Origin of the sequence: Shewanella abyssi, from assembly GCF_023284025.1 — a bacterium.
In the GTDB taxonomy this organism is placed as follows: domain Bacteria; phylum Pseudomonadota; class Gammaproteobacteria; order Enterobacterales; family Shewanellaceae; genus Shewanella; species Shewanella abyssi.
Genome location: NZ_JAKIKR010000016.1, coordinates 25,462 through 42,457, shown reverse-complemented (window position 1 = coordinate 42,457; position 16,996 = coordinate 25,462). Strand labels below are relative to the sequence as shown.

The 16,996-nt window shown below is 45.8% G+C and carries 16 protein-coding genes; 3 read left to right on the top strand and 13 right to left on the bottom strand.

What is annotated here, in order from left to right; translation table 11 throughout:
- Positions 1–7 precede the first annotated feature (7 nt).
- The 9 genes from L2755_RS09195 to L2755_RS09155 all read right to left on the bottom strand — a co-directional run bounded on the left by L2755_RS09195 (position 8) and on the right by L2755_RS09155 (position 9,261).
- Positions 8–205, bottom strand: a complete 198-nt coding sequence (locus L2755_RS09195) for a twin-arginine translocation signal domain-containing protein (protein ID WP_101090110.1) — start codon at positions 203–205, stop codon at positions 8–10.
- Positions 206–740: 535 nt separating this feature from the next.
- Positions 741–1,751 (bottom strand): formate dehydrogenase subunit gamma, encoded by a 1,011-nt coding sequence (locus tag L2755_RS09190; RefSeq protein WP_248980391.1) that lies wholly within the window; start codon positions 1,749–1,751, stop codon positions 741–743.
- A 50-nt stretch (positions 1,752–1,801) separates the two neighbouring features.
- Positions 1,802–2,389 (bottom strand): formate dehydrogenase FDH3 subunit beta, encoded by a 588-nt coding sequence (gene fdh3B, locus L2755_RS09185; RefSeq protein ID WP_248980390.1) that lies wholly within the window; start codon positions 2,387–2,389, stop codon positions 1,802–1,804.
- A 26-nt stretch (positions 2,390–2,415) separates the two neighbouring features.
- Complete coding sequence (locus tag L2755_RS09180) at positions 2,416–5,265, bottom strand: formate dehydrogenase subunit alpha (protein WP_248980389.1); 2,850 nt, start codon at positions 5,263–5,265, stop codon at positions 2,416–2,418.
- Between the two features lie 35 nt (positions 5,266–5,300).
- Positions 5,301–5,498 carry a twin-arginine translocation signal domain-containing protein gene (locus L2755_RS09175; protein WP_248980388.1) on the bottom strand — a complete coding sequence of 66 codons (198 nt, stop codon included), beginning with the start codon at positions 5,496–5,498 and terminating at the stop codon, positions 5,301–5,303.
- Positions 5,499–5,667: 169 nt separating this feature from the next.
- Complete coding sequence (locus L2755_RS09170) at positions 5,668–6,333, bottom strand: TorD/DmsD family molecular chaperone (protein WP_248980387.1); 666 nt, start codon at positions 6,331–6,333, stop codon at positions 5,668–5,670.
- Between the two features lie 10 nt (positions 6,334–6,343).
- Entirely contained in the window at positions 6,344–8,023 is a 1,680-nt protein-coding gene (locus L2755_RS09165) for a 4Fe-4S binding protein (RefSeq protein ID WP_248980386.1), read from the bottom strand.
- A gap of 144 nt (positions 8,024–8,167) precedes the next feature.
- Positions 8,168–8,794 (bottom strand): DUF3306 domain-containing protein, encoded by a 627-nt coding sequence (locus L2755_RS09160; RefSeq protein WP_248980385.1) that lies wholly within the window; start codon positions 8,792–8,794, stop codon positions 8,168–8,170.
- Positions 8,791–9,261, bottom strand: coding sequence for a DUF3305 domain-containing protein (locus tag L2755_RS09155; RefSeq protein WP_248980384.1), 471 nt, complete (start codon positions 9,259–9,261; stop codon positions 8,791–8,793). Before L2755_RS09155 ends, L2755_RS09160 begins: the two co-directional genes overlap by 4 nt.
- Before the next feature lie 295 nt (positions 9,262–9,556).
- Between L2755_RS09155 and L2755_RS09150 the strand changes: the two genes are divergently transcribed.
- Both L2755_RS09150 and L2755_RS09145 read left to right on the top strand, forming a co-directional pair.
- Positions 9,557–10,384, top strand: coding sequence for a formate dehydrogenase accessory sulfurtransferase FdhD (locus L2755_RS09150; RefSeq protein WP_248980383.1), 828 nt, complete (start codon positions 9,557–9,559; stop codon positions 10,382–10,384).
- A 45-nt stretch (positions 10,385–10,429) separates the two neighbouring features.
- Complete coding sequence (locus L2755_RS09145; protein WP_248980382.1) at positions 10,430–11,335, top strand: substrate-binding domain-containing protein; 906 nt, start codon at positions 10,430–10,432, stop codon at positions 11,333–11,335.
- An 8-nt stretch (positions 11,336–11,343) separates the two neighbouring features.
- Here L2755_RS09145 and L2755_RS09140 read toward each other — a convergent pair whose 3' ends face one another.
- The 3 genes from L2755_RS09140 to L2755_RS09130 all read right to left on the bottom strand — a co-directional run bounded on the left by L2755_RS09140 (position 11,344) and on the right by L2755_RS09130 (position 13,345).
- Positions 11,344–11,682: a nuclear transport factor 2 family protein gene (locus L2755_RS09140; protein WP_248980381.1), complete on the bottom strand. Its 339-nt coding sequence runs from the start codon at positions 11,680–11,682 to the stop codon at positions 11,344–11,346.
- Between the two features lie 155 nt (positions 11,683–11,837).
- Positions 11,838–12,890 (bottom strand): 23S rRNA (adenine(1618)-N(6))-methyltransferase RlmF, encoded by a 1,053-nt coding sequence (gene rlmF / locus L2755_RS09135; protein WP_248980380.1) that lies wholly within the window; start codon positions 12,888–12,890, stop codon positions 11,838–11,840.
- Positions 12,891–12,943: 53 nt separating this feature from the next.
- Positions 12,944–13,345 carry a flagellar basal body-associated protein FliL gene (locus L2755_RS09130; protein WP_248980379.1) on the bottom strand — a complete coding sequence of 134 codons (402 nt, stop codon included), beginning with the start codon at positions 13,343–13,345 and terminating at the stop codon, positions 12,944–12,946.
- Between the two features lie 153 nt (positions 13,346–13,498).
- Here L2755_RS09130 and L2755_RS09125 point away from each other — a divergent pair, with 153 nt between their 5' ends.
- Positions 13,499–14,068, top strand: a complete 570-nt coding sequence (locus tag L2755_RS09125) for a chorismate--pyruvate lyase family protein (RefSeq protein ID WP_248980378.1) — start codon at positions 13,499–13,501, stop codon at positions 14,066–14,068.
- A 57-nt stretch (positions 14,069–14,125) separates the two neighbouring features.
- Here L2755_RS09125 and L2755_RS09120 read toward each other — a convergent pair whose 3' ends face one another.
- A complete protein-coding gene (locus tag L2755_RS09120) occupies positions 14,126–16,954 on the bottom strand; it encodes an immune inhibitor A domain-containing protein (protein ID WP_248980377.1) in 2,829 nt (942 codons plus the stop codon).
- Positions 16,955–16,996: the final 42 nt, after the last annotated feature.

Here is a 16,996-nt window from a genome sequence, read left to right as displayed (position 1 = left end):
TCCTAAACTAGCCGCGTAAGCTATTGTAATAACTACGAACGTGCGCAGTCTCTTGATAGCCATTAGCACTCTTAGTGCTGACATTATTTTCACTTGCTTGAGCTACACTTACGCCTGTTGCGGCGATTGCGACACCTGCGGTGCCACCAATGGTGAGCGCTTTCAGCAAAGATCTGCGGTTCAGATCAGGCTGTTGCTTCTTCATGTTTACTCCTGGTAGAACGGAATACTCTGGTTATATAAAACAAGGGGTTTTTATCTTTGCCACGCCAACCGTGTTAACGGTATGTAAAGAGCGGTGTGAAAAATGTGGACTACATTCATCGATAGAAAACACCCAACAAATTGCCTCAACAATATAAAGAAAATTGTGTTCATAAAGATTGATCTAAACGGGGTAAAAACCGCGCCTAAGTGCAGATTTTATTAGAAGTGTTAAGCAGAACATGTTTGTCAAAATAGCGATGATATCTACAGTTAAAAAACTCACTATTACCAGCTCGGTAATGTTAAATAAAATGTAACAACTACAGCATGTTATTACAAAAATGCAGATGATAATGATTCTTAATTTGAGTGGCTAAAATCATTGTTTCGACCGATAAATAACCACGTTAAAATGTCGGGAATAAGGATGTTAAAAAACTTTCCAAAAATAACTTACAAGTCAGTGACGCTAAAAGCTGCTAGATACAAAAACGCCCCGATAAATATCGAGGCGTTTGTAGAAAATAAAACGACTAGTCTTTATAGACGATAGTATCGTTTTCTTTTATTTCATCATACCAAACGTTGTGGTGCTGAGAAGCCCAATTTTCATCACAATAACCAGACACCATGCACTCCATACCACCTTCACTTAATACTGTCGCCATCCAAATATGCACGATAGTAAACGCGATGATGATAATGGCACTAATAGCATGAATTAACAGCGCAGCCATAGAAGCTTCCCGTGGTAAGTCCAAACCTGGCAATACCAGCATTAAACCTGAAGCGGCAATAAACAGACCGAATATAGTTAAGGTCCAGAACCACATTTTTTCACCAGCGTTAGCGAAACCACTGTCTGGATGCTTACCTTTAAATGGGCCAAAGTTGATGTAACCACCGACCACAAGGAACCATTTTAAGTCATACATCTTGAAGGTTTGCATCGGCATCCACTTAACAATACACAGAACCCAAGACACAATAAATATCGGTCCAGCCCAGTCGTGAATTGTTTTACTACCGTAGATCAATGCGGCCCAAATCCCCTCACCAACATAGGGTTGCAATACGTGTTTACCGAGCATGACATTCAAACCAGTAAATATCAGTACCATGCAAGATGATGCCAATACCCAGTGGATCCATAAATCAGCCTTTGTCCAGCGAAGTAGCATTTTTCCAGAAAAGCCCTTACTCAATTTAGAGGGACCATTCACTAGGTAGAAAAATAGGAAAGCGGCAAAAACACCAACAACAGCAATCCCCATCACAGGAGTTAAATACTGGTTTCTTATATCTTTACCTTGGTTACCGGCAACGTTAATCAATACACCAGGCTCAATACCTTGAGCTGTTGTAAAACCTGAGTCGCCTGCTTTAACCGCGCGCCAAAGATCAGCGTCACTGGTTTTACCCGCTTGCTGCTTACTCGATTGATCATCCGCTGCTATTGCTGATGTGCTAAATCCCAATCCCATGGACAAAACCAAAGGGATAACCAGCATTGCGAACAAGCTGCGCAGTGATTTCATATACATATTCACTCCTTAATTGGGTTATGCACCAAGGTGCATAACCCTATTCAGCCCTAGCCAGTCGTCGGGGTATAGCCCCATATTGCGCCAGGATTTCCTCTAGCGGCAATACGATCACGGTAGATATTAGATACCACTCCAGCATCACCTGCTAGCAGCGCCTTAGTCGCACAAAGCTCTGCACACATAGGTAGCTTGCCTTCGGCGATACGGTTAGCACCATACTTCTGGCGCTCAGCATCTGAATGAGTCTCTTCTGGGCCACCGGCACAGAAAGTACACTTATCCATTTTGCCGCGACTACCAAATGCTGTCTTTTGCGGGAACTGAGGCGCTCCGAAAGGACAAGCATAGAAGCAGTAACCACAACCGATACAGGTATCTTTATTGTGTAATACAATGCCGTCTTCAGTGCGGTAGAAACAATCTGCTGGGCAGACTGCCATACAAGGTGCGTCAGTACAGTGCATACAGGCCACTGAGATTGACGCTTCACCCGGCTCACCATCATTGATAGTGACTACGCGACGACGTTGAATGCCCCACTCTAGCGCGGCATCGTTTTCGTTTTTACATGCTGTGACGCAACCGTTACACTCGATGCAGCGTTTGGTGTCACATAAGAATTTCATGACTGCCATAATGGCTTATCTCCTCATCAAGTTAATTAGGCTTTGCTGATCTGACACAAGCTAGACTTAGTCTCTTGCATCTGAGTTACCACGTCATACCCATAGGTCATTACAGTATTGGCAGATTCACCAACAACGTAAGGGACTGTTCCTTCGGGGTAGTTCTTCGCAAGGCTCTTACCTTCGAATACACCCGCAAAGTGGTATGGCATGAAACATTCGCCAGCGATAACTCGTGGAGTTACCATCGCCTTAACTGTGATTTTTGCCCCTTCAGGACTGTGAACGAACACATCATCACCATCTCGTAAACCGCGATCAGCTGCATCAGCAGGGTTGATCTCGATAAACATCTCTTGCTGAAGTTCGGCAAGCCATGGGTTTGAACGTGTCTCTTCACCACCACCTTCGTACTCCACCAAACGACCCGTTGTTACGGCTAATGGGAAGTCTTTGGCAAAATCCTTATCCTGAATTGATTTGTACAGGGTAGGGAGACGAGCAACCATACGATCTTCATAAGTTGGGTATTTAGCAACCAAATCACGACGTGGCGTATAAAGTGGCTCACGGTGTAGTGGAATATCATCAGGGAAGTTCCACACTACGCAACGCGCTTTAGCGTTACCGTATGGCATACAACCGTGCTTGATAGCGACACGCTGAATACCGCCGGAAATATCGGTTTTCCAGTTTTTGCCTTCAGCAGCGGCTTTCTCTTCCGCCGTTAGATCATCCCACCAGCCAAGCTGCTTAAGCATCTTGTCGGTAAACTCTGGATAACCATCTTGGATCTCACTACCTTTCGAGTAAGAACCTTCAGCCAAGATATTTACGCCATTATGTTCTACCCCAAAACGGGCACGGAAGTTACCACCACCGTTCTTAACTTCACGGCCAGTGCGGTACAAAATTTGCGAGCCAGGATGTTTCATTTCTGGTGTGCCCCAACAAGGCCAAGGTAACCCGTAGGTTTCGCCTTTTGCTGGGCCACCTGGTGCTTCAAGCGATTTAATATCGAATGTGCCCCAGTTTTCTTGGTGCATCTTCAAGCGCTCTGGGCTTTGACCTGTGTAACCAATGGTCCACATGCCGCGGTTGAATTCACGGGTCATATCTTCAATCAACGGCTCATCACCATTCACTTTAATATGCTTACAGAACTCACCTTCAATGCCCCACTTCTTCGCTAGCTTGTACATGATCACATGGTCAGGCTTAGACTCGAACAGTGGTTCAATAACTTGTGTGCGCCACTGCAATGAGCGGTTAGACGCTGATACAGAACCGTAAGTCTCAAACTGAGTGGCTGCAGGTAACAAATAAACGCCATCGGTACGCTCATGCATGACACCCGCCATTGTAGGATATGGATCCACAACAACCACGGTATCCATTTTGTTCAGCGCTTCACGCACTTCACGGCCACGGGTTTCAGTGTTGACCGATTGGCCCCAGAAGAATGCCATGCGAATGTTATCTTTTTGGGCAATCTTTGACTTATCTTCAAGTACACCATCATGCCAGCGTGAGCATGGGATACCCGTTGAGGTCATTGGATCTTGGCCTAAACGCTGCTCTTGATCGAAGCGGTTCTTAACCCACTCATAATCCAGATCCCAAACGTTACACCAGTGCTTCCAAGAACCCGTCTTTAAGCCGTAATAACCCGGCAGAGTATCGAACAATAGACCAAAGTCAGTTGCACCCTGTACGTTATCGTGGCCACGGAAAATGTTAGTACCACCACCCGGAACACCCATATTACCAAGGGCTAACTGTAGGATGCAGTATGAACGCGTATTGGCGTTACCCACGTGATGCTGAGTCCCCCCCATACACCAAACAATAGTACCTGGTTTAGTTTCAGCTAACAGCTTAGCCACTCGGTACATCTGCTCTTTAGGCACACCAACAACGTGTTCGACTTCAGCTGGGTTATATTTTTTCACCTCTTCACGGATACGTTCCATTCCGTAAACACGTTGAGAGATAAAGCTCTCATCTTGCCAGCCATTTTCAAAAATATGCCACAGCAGACCATAAATGAAAGGAATATCCGTACCAGGACGAATATGCACGAACTCATCAGACTTAGCTGCCGTTCGGGTGAATCGAGGGTCGACAACGATGATTTTCGCGCCGCGCTCTTTGCCTTCCAAAATATGCTGCATCGCAACAGGGTGAGCTTCACAAGGGTTAGAGCCGATAAACATCATCGCCTTAGCGTTGCGAATATCGTTGAAAGAGTTAGTTTGCGCACCATAGCCCCAAGTGTTTGCAACACCGGCTACAGTGGTAGAGTGACAAATACGCGCTGAGTGGTCGACATTGTTAGTGCCCCACATTGCTGCAAATTTGCGATACATATAAGCTTGTTCATTGGAGAACTTTGCACTACCCATGAAGAATATTGAATCTGGACCAGATTCCTTACGGATATCAAGGGCTTTTTGACCCACTTCTTCGATGGCTTGATCCCATGAAAGACGCTTCCACTTTCCGCCTTCAAGCTTCATTGGATATTTAAGACGCTTTCCACCGTGACCGTGTTCACGCAGAGCAGCACCTTTTGCACAGTGGCCACCAGCATTAAACGGATGGTCGAATGCAGGCTCTTGCCCGGTCCAAACTCCATTTTGCACTTCAGCGTACACACCACAACCCACTGAACAGTGAGAACAAATAGTACGTTTAATTTCAGTTGGGGCGCTATGGGGTACATCTTTAGCTTCTGCTTTACGCATCATTCCTGCGCCAAGCATTGATGCCGCGGCAATACCACCCGTCGCGAGACTCGCGGACTTGAGGAATTGACGGCGGTTTAAACCTAAGACAGCCTTAGAACCGCTGGCTGCTTGGTCTGTTTTGCGGGTTAATCGCATCACACACTCTCCTTTAATTATTGACTACGAAACGCTTATTTAGTGCGTAACGACGCGTAATAACTACGAACATGATCGGACTCTTGATAGCCATCGCCTTTCGCAGCAGGTGCAACTTCTGGCGTCGCCGCTATCGCTTGACCGCTGGCGGTTGCCACAACGCCTGCAGCGCTGCCGATCGCCAATGCTTTAAGCAGTTGACGACGACCCATGTCGGAAGCTTGCTTCTTCATAGTGTCTCCTTTGGTTTTACAGATATTGAGATGATAGGTTTAAATAAAGCTAAACGTCTCACTCGATTAATGTAGGGAATGCTCCCTGTTTTTTATATACCTGCTAAGTGGATTTCTCAGCAGGCATAAATTCAGCCTTACACTGACGATGACTTACACTGACGATGACTTACGAAGCCAGTTCGTTAGTGCTTGGTTCAATTTTTTCCTCTTCGCTGCCAGGGCAGTTAACCGGAATGTTTAAACTTAACTGTTCAAATTCGTTTGCTTCAATAACAAAAAATGCTTTCGCTAATTCCGCTACCGTGGCATAAAACGCCGCACTTGGTGTTTTGGCTAGCGTCTCGCAAAAACGTGCTATCCAGCTGCCCATATGGCGCTGATAGAAAGCAAGCTGACGGTAACCAGGAGCCTCAAGGATCAAAGTGCCCATCACCTCACACAAAGCGGCTACGTGATCTTCAGGCTCTTTCACTTCCTCTTCGCGCTCAAAACCAAGCTGCATTAGGTCAGTACGTAACAAGGCTAATGGCTTATCCATCAGTGAACCTGTCATAAACCAGCTGCCATAAGGTAATATTTCACCACTACCTACACCGAGGAAGATATTAAAATACTCATCCTCAAGCTGCTCAGAAGTAAATTGCTCGGCCGCTAACTTGAGTCCAACCCAAGCCTTGGTCATATCGCTACCGTCATTGGCATCAATCTCTAAGCCTGCTAAGAACTGCAATAATTCGCTGCTAGGCTGGCGACGTAATAGTGCAGCTAATAGCTGATAAATATCGGCTCTTAACTGATCGTTTTCTGAAACTTCTCTTACTAATTCGGTCATGGCTAAACTCTTATCGCAGTTGCTGTTCAGGATCTTGAAGAATGTCTTCAAACATGTCTTTTACTCGACAGTCGCCACACATCTTTAAACGCTGTGTGTTGGCACTGAAGGCACTGTGGGTTCCTACCACTTCTAACATCCGTTTGACCATGGATTGCGTTGCGAACGGTGTGCCGCAAGTAATACATTCAAACGGGGGTTCCTCATGCAGGGTTTGACGCGCCTGACGCGCAGCTTTATCTAAATTAACCTGAGGCGTTAAGCTGATGACTCTCTCAGGGCAGGCCGCTTCACACAAACCACATTGCACACAATCTTGCTCAACAAAGTGTAGTGCTGGCTGGTCGCCGCCGTCGGTTAACGCAGCGGTTGGGCAGGTTGCCACACAAGACATACACAGGGTGCAGCTCTCGGTGTTAACGCTAACGCGGCCATAAGGGATGTTGCTCTGAGACAAACAAGTATCGACAGATGCTGCTTGCTCATTGAGGTGATCGATTGCCTCATATAGCGTTTCACGCTTAGTGGTCGCCGCAAATTCCGCTGGCACAATCACTGGCCAGCTGGCGCTGGTAGTTAGTAGCTCAGATAACTCATCTGCACCCGCTTCCGTTAAGTGATGCTCGCTGATCAAGCTTATACGACGCGGTTGCCCCATCTCATCAAGAATATCGTTGGCTAATGCCAGTTCGCCATTGAGCATTTGAGTTAACGTAGGTGCCGTTGCATCGGTATTGAGGATCAAGATTTGACGAGCGCCCCATGCAAGAGACGATAGCCAATGATCAACACTGGCGACGGTGATCTCTTCCATTTCAACAGGAATAATATCGCCAGCGAGTTGCTCAGTGACCAGCTCTGCACCTTTACCAATATCGTGAAATAACACCACTGGTGCGACTTGCGCCTGTGAACGAAAACGTGTCACCAGCTTATTGAGGTAGGTATGCATAGATTGCGGCGTCGGTAAGTCGTAGCTAATGGCGCCGGTTGGGCACGCATTGGTACAACTACCCGCACCATGACAAAGGTATGGATCGATTTCGATTTTTTTCTCAACACTGGCAATCGCATCCGCGGGGCAGAAATTCAAGCAGCGGGTACAACCTTCATTACCGTTACGGTTATGGGCACAGATGTCACTATTGACCTTGACATAACGCGGCTTGTCGAACTCACCGATAAGATCGGGTAATTGCTCAACTGCTTCAGCCAGTTTGACCTGATCTTGGCCAACATAAAAATAGCCAGGCGGTAGCATTTCAAGGTTAATACAAGGACTCATGCTTAAATCAAGGATCAGATCGAAATGCGGTTTACGAATAGCAACGACACTTAAATCCGCACTGCCCTCTTCATGTTCAACCTTAACTTGGAACTGGCCCAAGAAACCTTTTACCTCGATGAGTTTATTGTAATAACTCTCAACACCTTCGGCTGCAGTCATGACGAGCTCTAGATGTGCCTCGTCTTGGCTAGTGATGGCTTCGTTAGCCAAAATGGCGCACTTGCCCATGTGGGACAATTTGTCGGCTGCTAAACGTGCCAAATCTTCTGGCCCGATAACGAGCACATTGCCCTCGGTGGTATAACTAACAGTCGGTGGGATTAGGTTTTGAATAACCTGTGTCCCAGCAAGGACCTGCTGTCGAACCTCTTTGAGTCCAACTTGTGTTTCACGATTGCTCACATTGCGTTCCTGAACAGTTCTTTGGCTGCTTCTATACTTAGTATTCGCTGTTTATTTAGTGCGTTTATCGTTAACGCCAGCTTTGCACTAGGTACAGCAATTCACATACCAAAATTGTGGAATTAAAAACACTCTATACTGACGTTAAACAACTTTGTTTATTATAACGTCTGGGTGCTCTGGTTCATTTTGGGACAACTCTTCATCATTATCGTCCAAAATGTCCGATACCTGTTTTGTATCGCTAACAACTTCAGTTTCAACAGTATTTTCAGCGGCAGTCATCTCATCTGACTCAAGCTCTGAAACTGCTTCGATTTCGTTTTCCTCCTCATCATCTTTATCTTCAACGACATAACGGAATACTTTTTTGGCCAATTCAGCAGAGACTTTTGCGGACAACTTGGGTTGATTACTGTAGTCCAGTGCGTAATCAAGCAGCCCATCAATTTCACTATAATGAGGCTGTTTCCAAAGGGCTTTTAACGCTGCTGATTTTGCGGCGGGATCGACATTGGCTCCCATAAAACTGGCAAAACTACCACCAACTTCAATCTTTTCGGGATCAGGAAGATCTTCGGCTGTGAGCAGTTTCGGTTCATCAGGCTCAATAACCTCAGCACTGGAACTCTCTGCTGAAGCAGTGGTTGCCGATGGTGTAGTTTCAGCCACTACCTGTTGCTCTGCGGCTTCGAGTGCTTCTAGATCAGCTTCAGCTTCCTGCTCTACTTTTTGTCGACGCAAGTTCCAGCGCGACAGCAAGCCACTCATGAGTCACCTGCTAAATGATTAGTACTTGGACCTTCATTTTTGCGGCGGTTAACGTGCTTTTGGCGACGATGCGCTCTGATTTCGACTTCACCATGACGGGTAATAAACGCTTCAATCCAACAGGCAATGGCTTGTGGCATCGGGATATTAAGTACTGGGGTATCACCTTCTAAGCAGCCGGCGGCAACATTTTGATCAGCAGATAAGGCGGCAGGGATCCAGTCGCCTTCAAGGTTTTCATCACAAACGATGTACAACATGGCGTTATCCATGTCGATATTGATACGGTAGCTACCGCGTTCGTCTTTATGCAGCTCTAGCAAGACGAGTGTTGCACCTTCTGGTGCTGCGTGGGTGGCAGGGAGAATTTGGTCTACTTCCCACTGTACTGAGGTCCATCTTCCGACTTGTTTCTCAATCTTTTTAAGAGAAACGTACATTGGCCATTGGCTTTCGGTATGTTGCATTCAGTCTCCGTCTTGCCTGAGATGGCTGCCTAAATGACAGTCCAACTAAATAAATACTCCTTTAGTAAAGCAATATGTGTGCCATATGCCTGTGTGAAAATAGTTTGAACTAGATCAACTAATCACACCAAAGACTAGGACATTTTGTCCAAATAGCAATCTGCTATGGGACATAAAAGGGCGACTCACTGTCGATTAATGTGATCTGCCACTAACTTTATATCCCTATGAAGTTAGGTACAGATATTGCTTAGTAATAACTGCAATTTAATTTTCATAACTGATGACGGGTCTTATGACAGCAAACAAGAGCAACCCAACTTTAATCAAAACCAACACTGAAGTTCCTCTTACCATTGCCGTAACCGCAATAAATGAAAAGGGCGAGAAAGTAGATAAGTTTATTGCTTGCGAACGCCCACTCACTGTTTATTTAAACTGGCGCCCTATTGTGACCTTAATGACATTAGGCGCCAGACCTGAAGCACTTGCGTTAGGTTATCTTAAAAATCAGGGATTTATTTCTGACCTGAGCAAGCTCGAGTCTGTCATTGTCGATTGGGATGTCAACTCAGCCGCTATTATTACCAGTGAAAAAACCGAAGACTTAGATGAAAAACTATCTGAAAAAACAGTCACCTCAGGTTGCGGCCAAGGGACGGTATACGGTGGTTTTATGGCTGGCCTCGATGAAATTAACCTTCAGGCACCAAAAATTAAGCAGAGCACCATTTATAGCTTACTTAAGAACATTAATGCCTATAACGAAACCTATAAGAATGCTGGCGCCGTACACGGTTGCGGTTTATGCCAAGGCGACCAGATTAAAGGTTTTGTAGAAGATGTCGGTCGCCACAACGCGGTGGATACACTTGCAGGCGAGATGTGGCTTAATCAAGACGTCGGTCACAACAAACTGTTCTATACCACTGGGCGTTTAACCTCTGAGATGGTAATTAAGGTCGCCAAGATGGGGATCCCTGTTTTGCTTTCTCGCAGTGGCGCCACTCAAATGGGGCTAGAGTTAGCACAACAACTGGGGATCACTATGATCGCTCGCGCGAAAGGCCGCCATTTTTTAGTTTACAACGGTGCTGAAAACATTGAATTTGATGCCATTTAACCCGTTAAATAATGACCAAACGATTTTGCGCCACAAGGATAAAAAATGACTGAGCCAACAGAACTGATCTACATGAGTGCTAGACAGGTCTCCGAGTATCTTGATCTCAATGAGAAGAAAGTCTATTCCATGGCGAATGACCGTATTCTCCCCGCGACTAAAATTACCGGCAAGTGGCTCTTCCCAAAAATTTTAATCGACCGCTGGGTCATGGACTCTTGTCACAGCGGTATGCTATCTGATCGTATGCATATCACCGGCAGCGATGATCCTTTGCTGTCGATGTTGGTCGCTCGCATGATGTCGCAAGTCGGTAAAAGTGAACTCATCAGCTATAGTTCGACTGGCTCCCGTTTGGGGCTGGATCTGCTGTCACGTGGTTATGCTGATGTATGTACTCTACATTGGGGCAGTATTGAAGAGCGTGCGGTTCGTCACCCTGCTTTACTGCAAGGCTACGCCAATCACCAGCAGTGGGTGATGGTGCATGGCTATACCCGTAAGCAAGGATTAATGATGCGGTCCGATATGCATCATCGCTGTCAAGAACTGGACAAAATACCGCAACAGTCTTGGCGCTGGGTTGCACGTCAAGCCGGTGCTGGCAGCCAACAACACTTGGAGCAGTGGCTAATGAAGCAGGGGGCTACATTTGAGCAGTTAAACTCGAGTTTAGTGGCGCAAAGCGAGCGAGAGCTGGCGGGGTATATTGCTCGAAGTGATGCAGACATAGGTTTCGGCTGTCAATCAGTCGCACTTGAAAGCGGTTTAAGCTTTGTGCCATTGGTAACAGAGTCTTTTGATTTTGTTATGCCCCAAGGAATTTACTTCAGACGTCAGCTGCAACGTTTATTCAATCTACTTGCCGAGCCACAAACACAGCAATTGGCTGCAACTTTAGGTGGCTATGACTTGACCGATTGCGGTAAATTACTCTGGAATGGACAGTAAGTTAAATCTTAAAATGGCTTACAAGGTGTGCCTTGGTGAAATACCATTTGCCATACTTCTTGATGGCCACGCCAAAGTGAACTTCGGATAGAAAAGCTGATGATGTTGTCATTGGCTTTTTTAAATTTAGCACGGTAGAGGACCTGGCAAAGTCCATCAGTTAACTCGCGAACCTCAAAATGACTAGTTTCAATGTACGGCGCACGTTCATCCGGTAATCGAGCGAGCACTTCAGCTTTTCCAAAACAACAACCTGTGGCGGCAAACTCCATAAAGTCATCACTAATTAAGCGCTCGAGCTCCCCCCGAGATGCTCTTACCTCAGGTTTCTGCAGAAATATACCCATCCTACTAGCAGATGCTTTAACTTAAAATTCACAACTAAGTCCAATCAACTCAATAACATTGCTATGAGTCTAGGCCAAGTTGTGAAGAAATTGAAATGGCTCAGCCAGTTATTTAAGACTTTAATTTCAGATTAACTATAAGGCAGCTTACTCAGCTAGAGTTGATCACGATATTGCTGCCATAGCTGTTGCTGTTCGGGCGTTAAAAATGTCCAAGCTAAAATACGGCTGATTTTATTACCCTGGTGCATATCAATCACTTTAACATCGCGGGCTTTGACCTTTTGCAGTAACGCTTGCGCAGGCTTCAGGTTCTCTTTCTTAGAGACCAAGGTCGTGAACCACAAACATTGTTCAGCAAAGATTTGGCTTTCGGTAATCATGTTATTCAAAAACTGCTTCTCACCACCGTCACACCAAAGTTCCGCTTTCTGGCCACCAAAATTAAGCACCCCAGAATCATTTGTTGCCACTGCAGCAGTCTTTTGCGGCCCAGATTTAGCCGCGCGGTTAGCAGCAAGGTTAGTCAGTTTGCGCGCTGTACCGGCGTTAGCTTCGGCAAGAGATGCATGAAATGGGGGGTTACACAGGGTGAGATCAAAACGGTCACCTTTGCCAATAATCCCCTGAAACACCTGTTGTGCATTGCGCTGTAAACGAGCAGAAAATTTGTTACTCAAGTCAGGATTATTAGCAAAAATCTGTTGGCCATTGCTGATTGAAATGGGATCAACATCGCTACCCACAAACTGCCAGCCATAAGATTGGATCCCAAGCAGCGGATAAATAACATTCGCCCCGGTGCCAATATCCAGCGCCCGAATTTTGTGACCTTTAGGTACACGCTTCTTGTTCGATTTTTTGACCGCGAGTAGATCGGCCACATGATGGATATAATCAGCCCGTCCAGGGATAGGAGGGCATAAAAAGCCTGACGGTATATCCCAGGCATTGACAGCATAATGGTGCTTAAGCAAAGCAGCATTGAGCGCCTTAACCGCTTCGGGCAAAGCGAAGTCTATCGATAAGTTACCAAATGCATTGGTACTCACAAACGGCTTAAGCTCGCCATAGCTGCTAATCAATGCTGGAAAGTCATAGCCGCCATTGTGAAGGTTACGCGGATGCATGCCTTTATCTAGCGTTGGGGCAGATTTATTCGCCGTCACAGATGCTGGCGTAGTGGAATTATTCTTTGGTTTATTCATGTTCACTCAGCAGCATCTGTTGGTTATGCCAGCGTAAAAGTTAAATATGGGTTTTAATCGTACAGGTATTTAGTAAAGAGTAGATTAACCACCAAATCCTTCCCTGTTTCTTGCTCTAGTAGGCGATTGACCACCTCATAACACTCACGCCTAATTTCCTCTTTTCCCGTTAAGGACTTCACCTTGTCTTCTGTTTGGTTACCCAAGATCTCAACGATTGCGGCTCGTAGCAAGGGATCGTGCCTTTCTAAACTAACGAGATCTTCTGGATCTTTAACCATCAACTCAACACTGAGTCTGACATAACCCAACTTATTTCGATTCGAAATGTAGTTAGTGACGATCTCTGGCTCAAAACCGTAATAAGCGTATTCCTCAAGCGGTTTTTCATCCGCAGCCAACAGACTAAAACTGCAACTTAGGCCTAAGAGTAATATCGCAATAATTTTTTTCATGGTGAAAATGATCCCCTGGTCGATATGTGATGAGACAAAATCTCATGCTATTTTATATCACGCCAACCTAGCCGTTCAAAGCCGACAACGGCTATCTGGGACGACACCGGCATGCTAGACTGCTTCGGTTGCTAACATTGTACCGAGAATTAGATGAGTGTGACTAGGTTAAGCTTTCCCTATGGTGAATCAATTAAGTGGATTTCACCAGACAAAATAACTAATTTTCCGCCGCCGCCTTTTAAAGATTGGCTGCTAAGCACCAGCAGTTTGACTGAAAAGCTCAAAGCACAATGCCAACATTTTGAAGTGAAAGTGCTCGGTGAAGATACCCTGTCGCCGCTGACAAATGAGTATCCAGACTATCAACAAGTGTGGATTAGAGAGGTGTTGTTGGTACTCGATGGTGTGCCTTGGGTTTTTGCTCGCACATTAATTCCGGGACGTTTACTCGAAAAAAAACAGCAGGACTTTCTTGGTTTGGGTGTTAGACCGCTCGGTGAATTACTCTATTCAAAAGATGAATTCACGCCAGGAAAAATTGAAGTCGCTCACTTTGAACCTTGCAGCAAAATAGCCATGCTGGCCGAATCGCTAAACCAAGATACCAGCAGCGCACTATGGGGGCGTCGCCGTTATTTCCAACATGAACAGGAGCAGCTCATTGTCAGCGAAATATTTCTGCCTGCCGCTCAAAAAGCCATTGCGGCACTGCCTAAATAGTACTATTTGCATTCGTTTTGTTCAGGGCAATCATAGGATTGCCCAAACTACCCAGTTTTAAATTCTACTGAGTAGCATCTTTTTGCGTCGATAACCCACCAGCAAACACAATAGCCCTATTGATAACATCCCTAAACCACCGCCGCTAGAGCCTGAACTACTCTTCTGAGGCGTTGTCGTCACGGGTGTACCAACGTTGATAACCCCTGTCATAACACCCATTTTTCCGACACTATCAGTGACTGTTAGAGTCGCGGTATAATTACCAGCTGCCCCATAGCTATGTGTTGGTGATGTTTCGGTACTTGTATCACCATCACCAAATTGCCATGCGTAGCTCAGCTCACCACTACCGCCTACCGATTTATTATTAAATGTCACCACTAAATCATTCACGGTCAATGTAAATCCAACATCAAGTGCTGCGCTAACATTGACCGTGGTGTTATTGGTAAACTCAACGCCATTACCATCAGTAATAGTCAGCGTGACTAAATAACTGCCGGCATCGTTATAGGTATAGCTAGGTGCAGCCTCATTACTCGTTGCATTATCAACACCAAAGTCCCATGCATACTGGTAATTGCCATCACCACCACTGACGTCGGCCACAAAAGTAACTTGACCACCTTGCTGACTGTGGGAAATAACGGCGCTCAACTCTGTCGACGGTTCTACCGCTCCGCGATAGGTAAACTGTACGGTAGCACTACTGCTATTCTCAGCTTGTGTCATCACCTCAATCGACAAACCGAGCTCAGGTAACACCATACCCGATTCAGGCTGCAGTGGTGCCCCATAGTCGTTAGCGTCATCAAACAGTTTATTCGCTGATAAATGTTCATCATCCACGCCGTTATAACTGAAAAAAGACTGATTATATAAGCTAAACGCTGCATCACGGATCTGAAACTCACTATCTAAGCTACCCATTAAATTTTGATCGGCATCGACGACACCAATCAAGCTGTAGCCAGCATGCTTGCTGACTTCATTAGCGCTATAATCGTTGTTCTCAAACCAAAGTACCATCCCAGGATCATAACGCTGACTTAGCAAGCCTTTGTCAACGCCCTCTTGGCTGCGCAGTTGGACAATGTAGCGGCGATCCTTACCTGGACGTTTGTCTGTTAGTCGTAAAAAGCCCGCGTAAGCAATGTCAGATGAAGTTTCCGCACCGTTAAACAACACCTGAATGTCGGCTTGCTTAATGGTGATATCATCAATCACCACACCGTAATCGCCAACAGCCTGATCGGTAGCGTAATTGATAGATAAGCGCACATTGCGCCCGGCATAGGGGCTTAAGTCATACTCAAGCTCGACCCAGCCATTTGTGCCTTCAGCAGCAGCCAAATCAGTCGATTTTCCCGTTAGAATATTGCGAGCTGAGTTGATGTTATTGCTGGCTTTAGTGTAATTACCTTCCAACGCCGTACCATCAACCATAATTTGGGCATAGTCATAATCGACCTCAATACTCCAATGCGCCTTCATCGATAGCGTTAACGGTGTCGCAATGGGCAGTTCGACATCAAACGACATGGCATGATTGATCATGTCACCTTGATCGGAATAAAACTGATATTCACCAGTGTATGGGGTCTTAAAGCTGATATCTTCCGCCGGAATAGCCAGCGAAATCTGGTTGACTTGATCATGATTCACCGCCGCGACAATAGCGACGTCCAGTCCAGATGAATCCAAGCTGCTTAGTTGTAATTTTTGCTCAGAAAGCCAATTCCCTTGGTATTTATCTTGCAAATACGAACGGGCATAAGGGCTAAATCCAGTCGGCTCTGTACCTCGAATTGCACCAGCCCAACTACCTGAAGCCATCACAGACCAAAAACCGACAGGCGAACCTTTGCCTTCATTGCTGATATCGTATTCATCAGGTAAACCAAGATCATGGCCGAACTCATGTACGCATACGCCCAGTGCTGCATCAATCGGTTGAACCGTATAACTCGCCAGTTTCATGCTAGTGCCAGGAATAGTGTAGGGAGTAGTTGATGAGCGATGCGACCAAATTGCATCAGCCCCTAACATCCCTCCCCCTGTCTCTTCACCTATGCTGGAATGAAAGATCATCACATGATCTATCTCACCATCGGGCTCATTTAAGTTACCATTTTGGTTAATATCGAACGGGTCTTCGATATCATAGCTCGCTAATTCAGCACTACTCATTGTCGCTAAGGCGGCACTAACAGCTTCTTTTACCAGATCGATTGCACCAATATCATTATCTGAACTATCGTTAGCACCATAAATAGCTGCACTGTTTAGCGCCCGATACCAACCTTTAATGTCTCCGGTAAAAAAGAAACTGCCACCAGATTCGGCCTGATAGTATTCATAGCCGGTCATCAATGTTTGCCCATTGGGACCCGCATAGCCATTGGCCGAAAACAGTAAGTTGTTATAATGCTCAGCGGCGTATGAGCTGTAATACATGTCGGTATCGCTGCTGCTTAGACCATTACTGTCGTGAGGAAGATCGGGGAAATCGATCAGTATCGCCAACACCTTTACGGTTTTATTGGTAATACTTTGTGCTTGTGGCGCAGCAAAACTGACCAAGTTACCTTTTTGCTTACTCTGTTGCAGTCGAGCTGCCTCATAGCGCGCTTCACGTAAGGATATTTTTTGCGGCCTTTTTGCATGGCCGATAAACGCTTCCACAGCCTGGTTTTTTTCCGCATCAGATGCACTACTAGCGACTTCACCTCGCTTAATCAACCAATAAAGCACACGCTCTTTATCGACAATATTGGCATCTGAAGTGGTGCCATTAATAGGCAGCGCCAATGCGGCATTCATGGTTAGAAAAACACTAATTAGAAAGCTAATAATGGCACTCTTTCGGAAAAAAACTTTCATGTTAGTCGCTCCTTTATTAGCATCTTGATGCTACTTATCCCG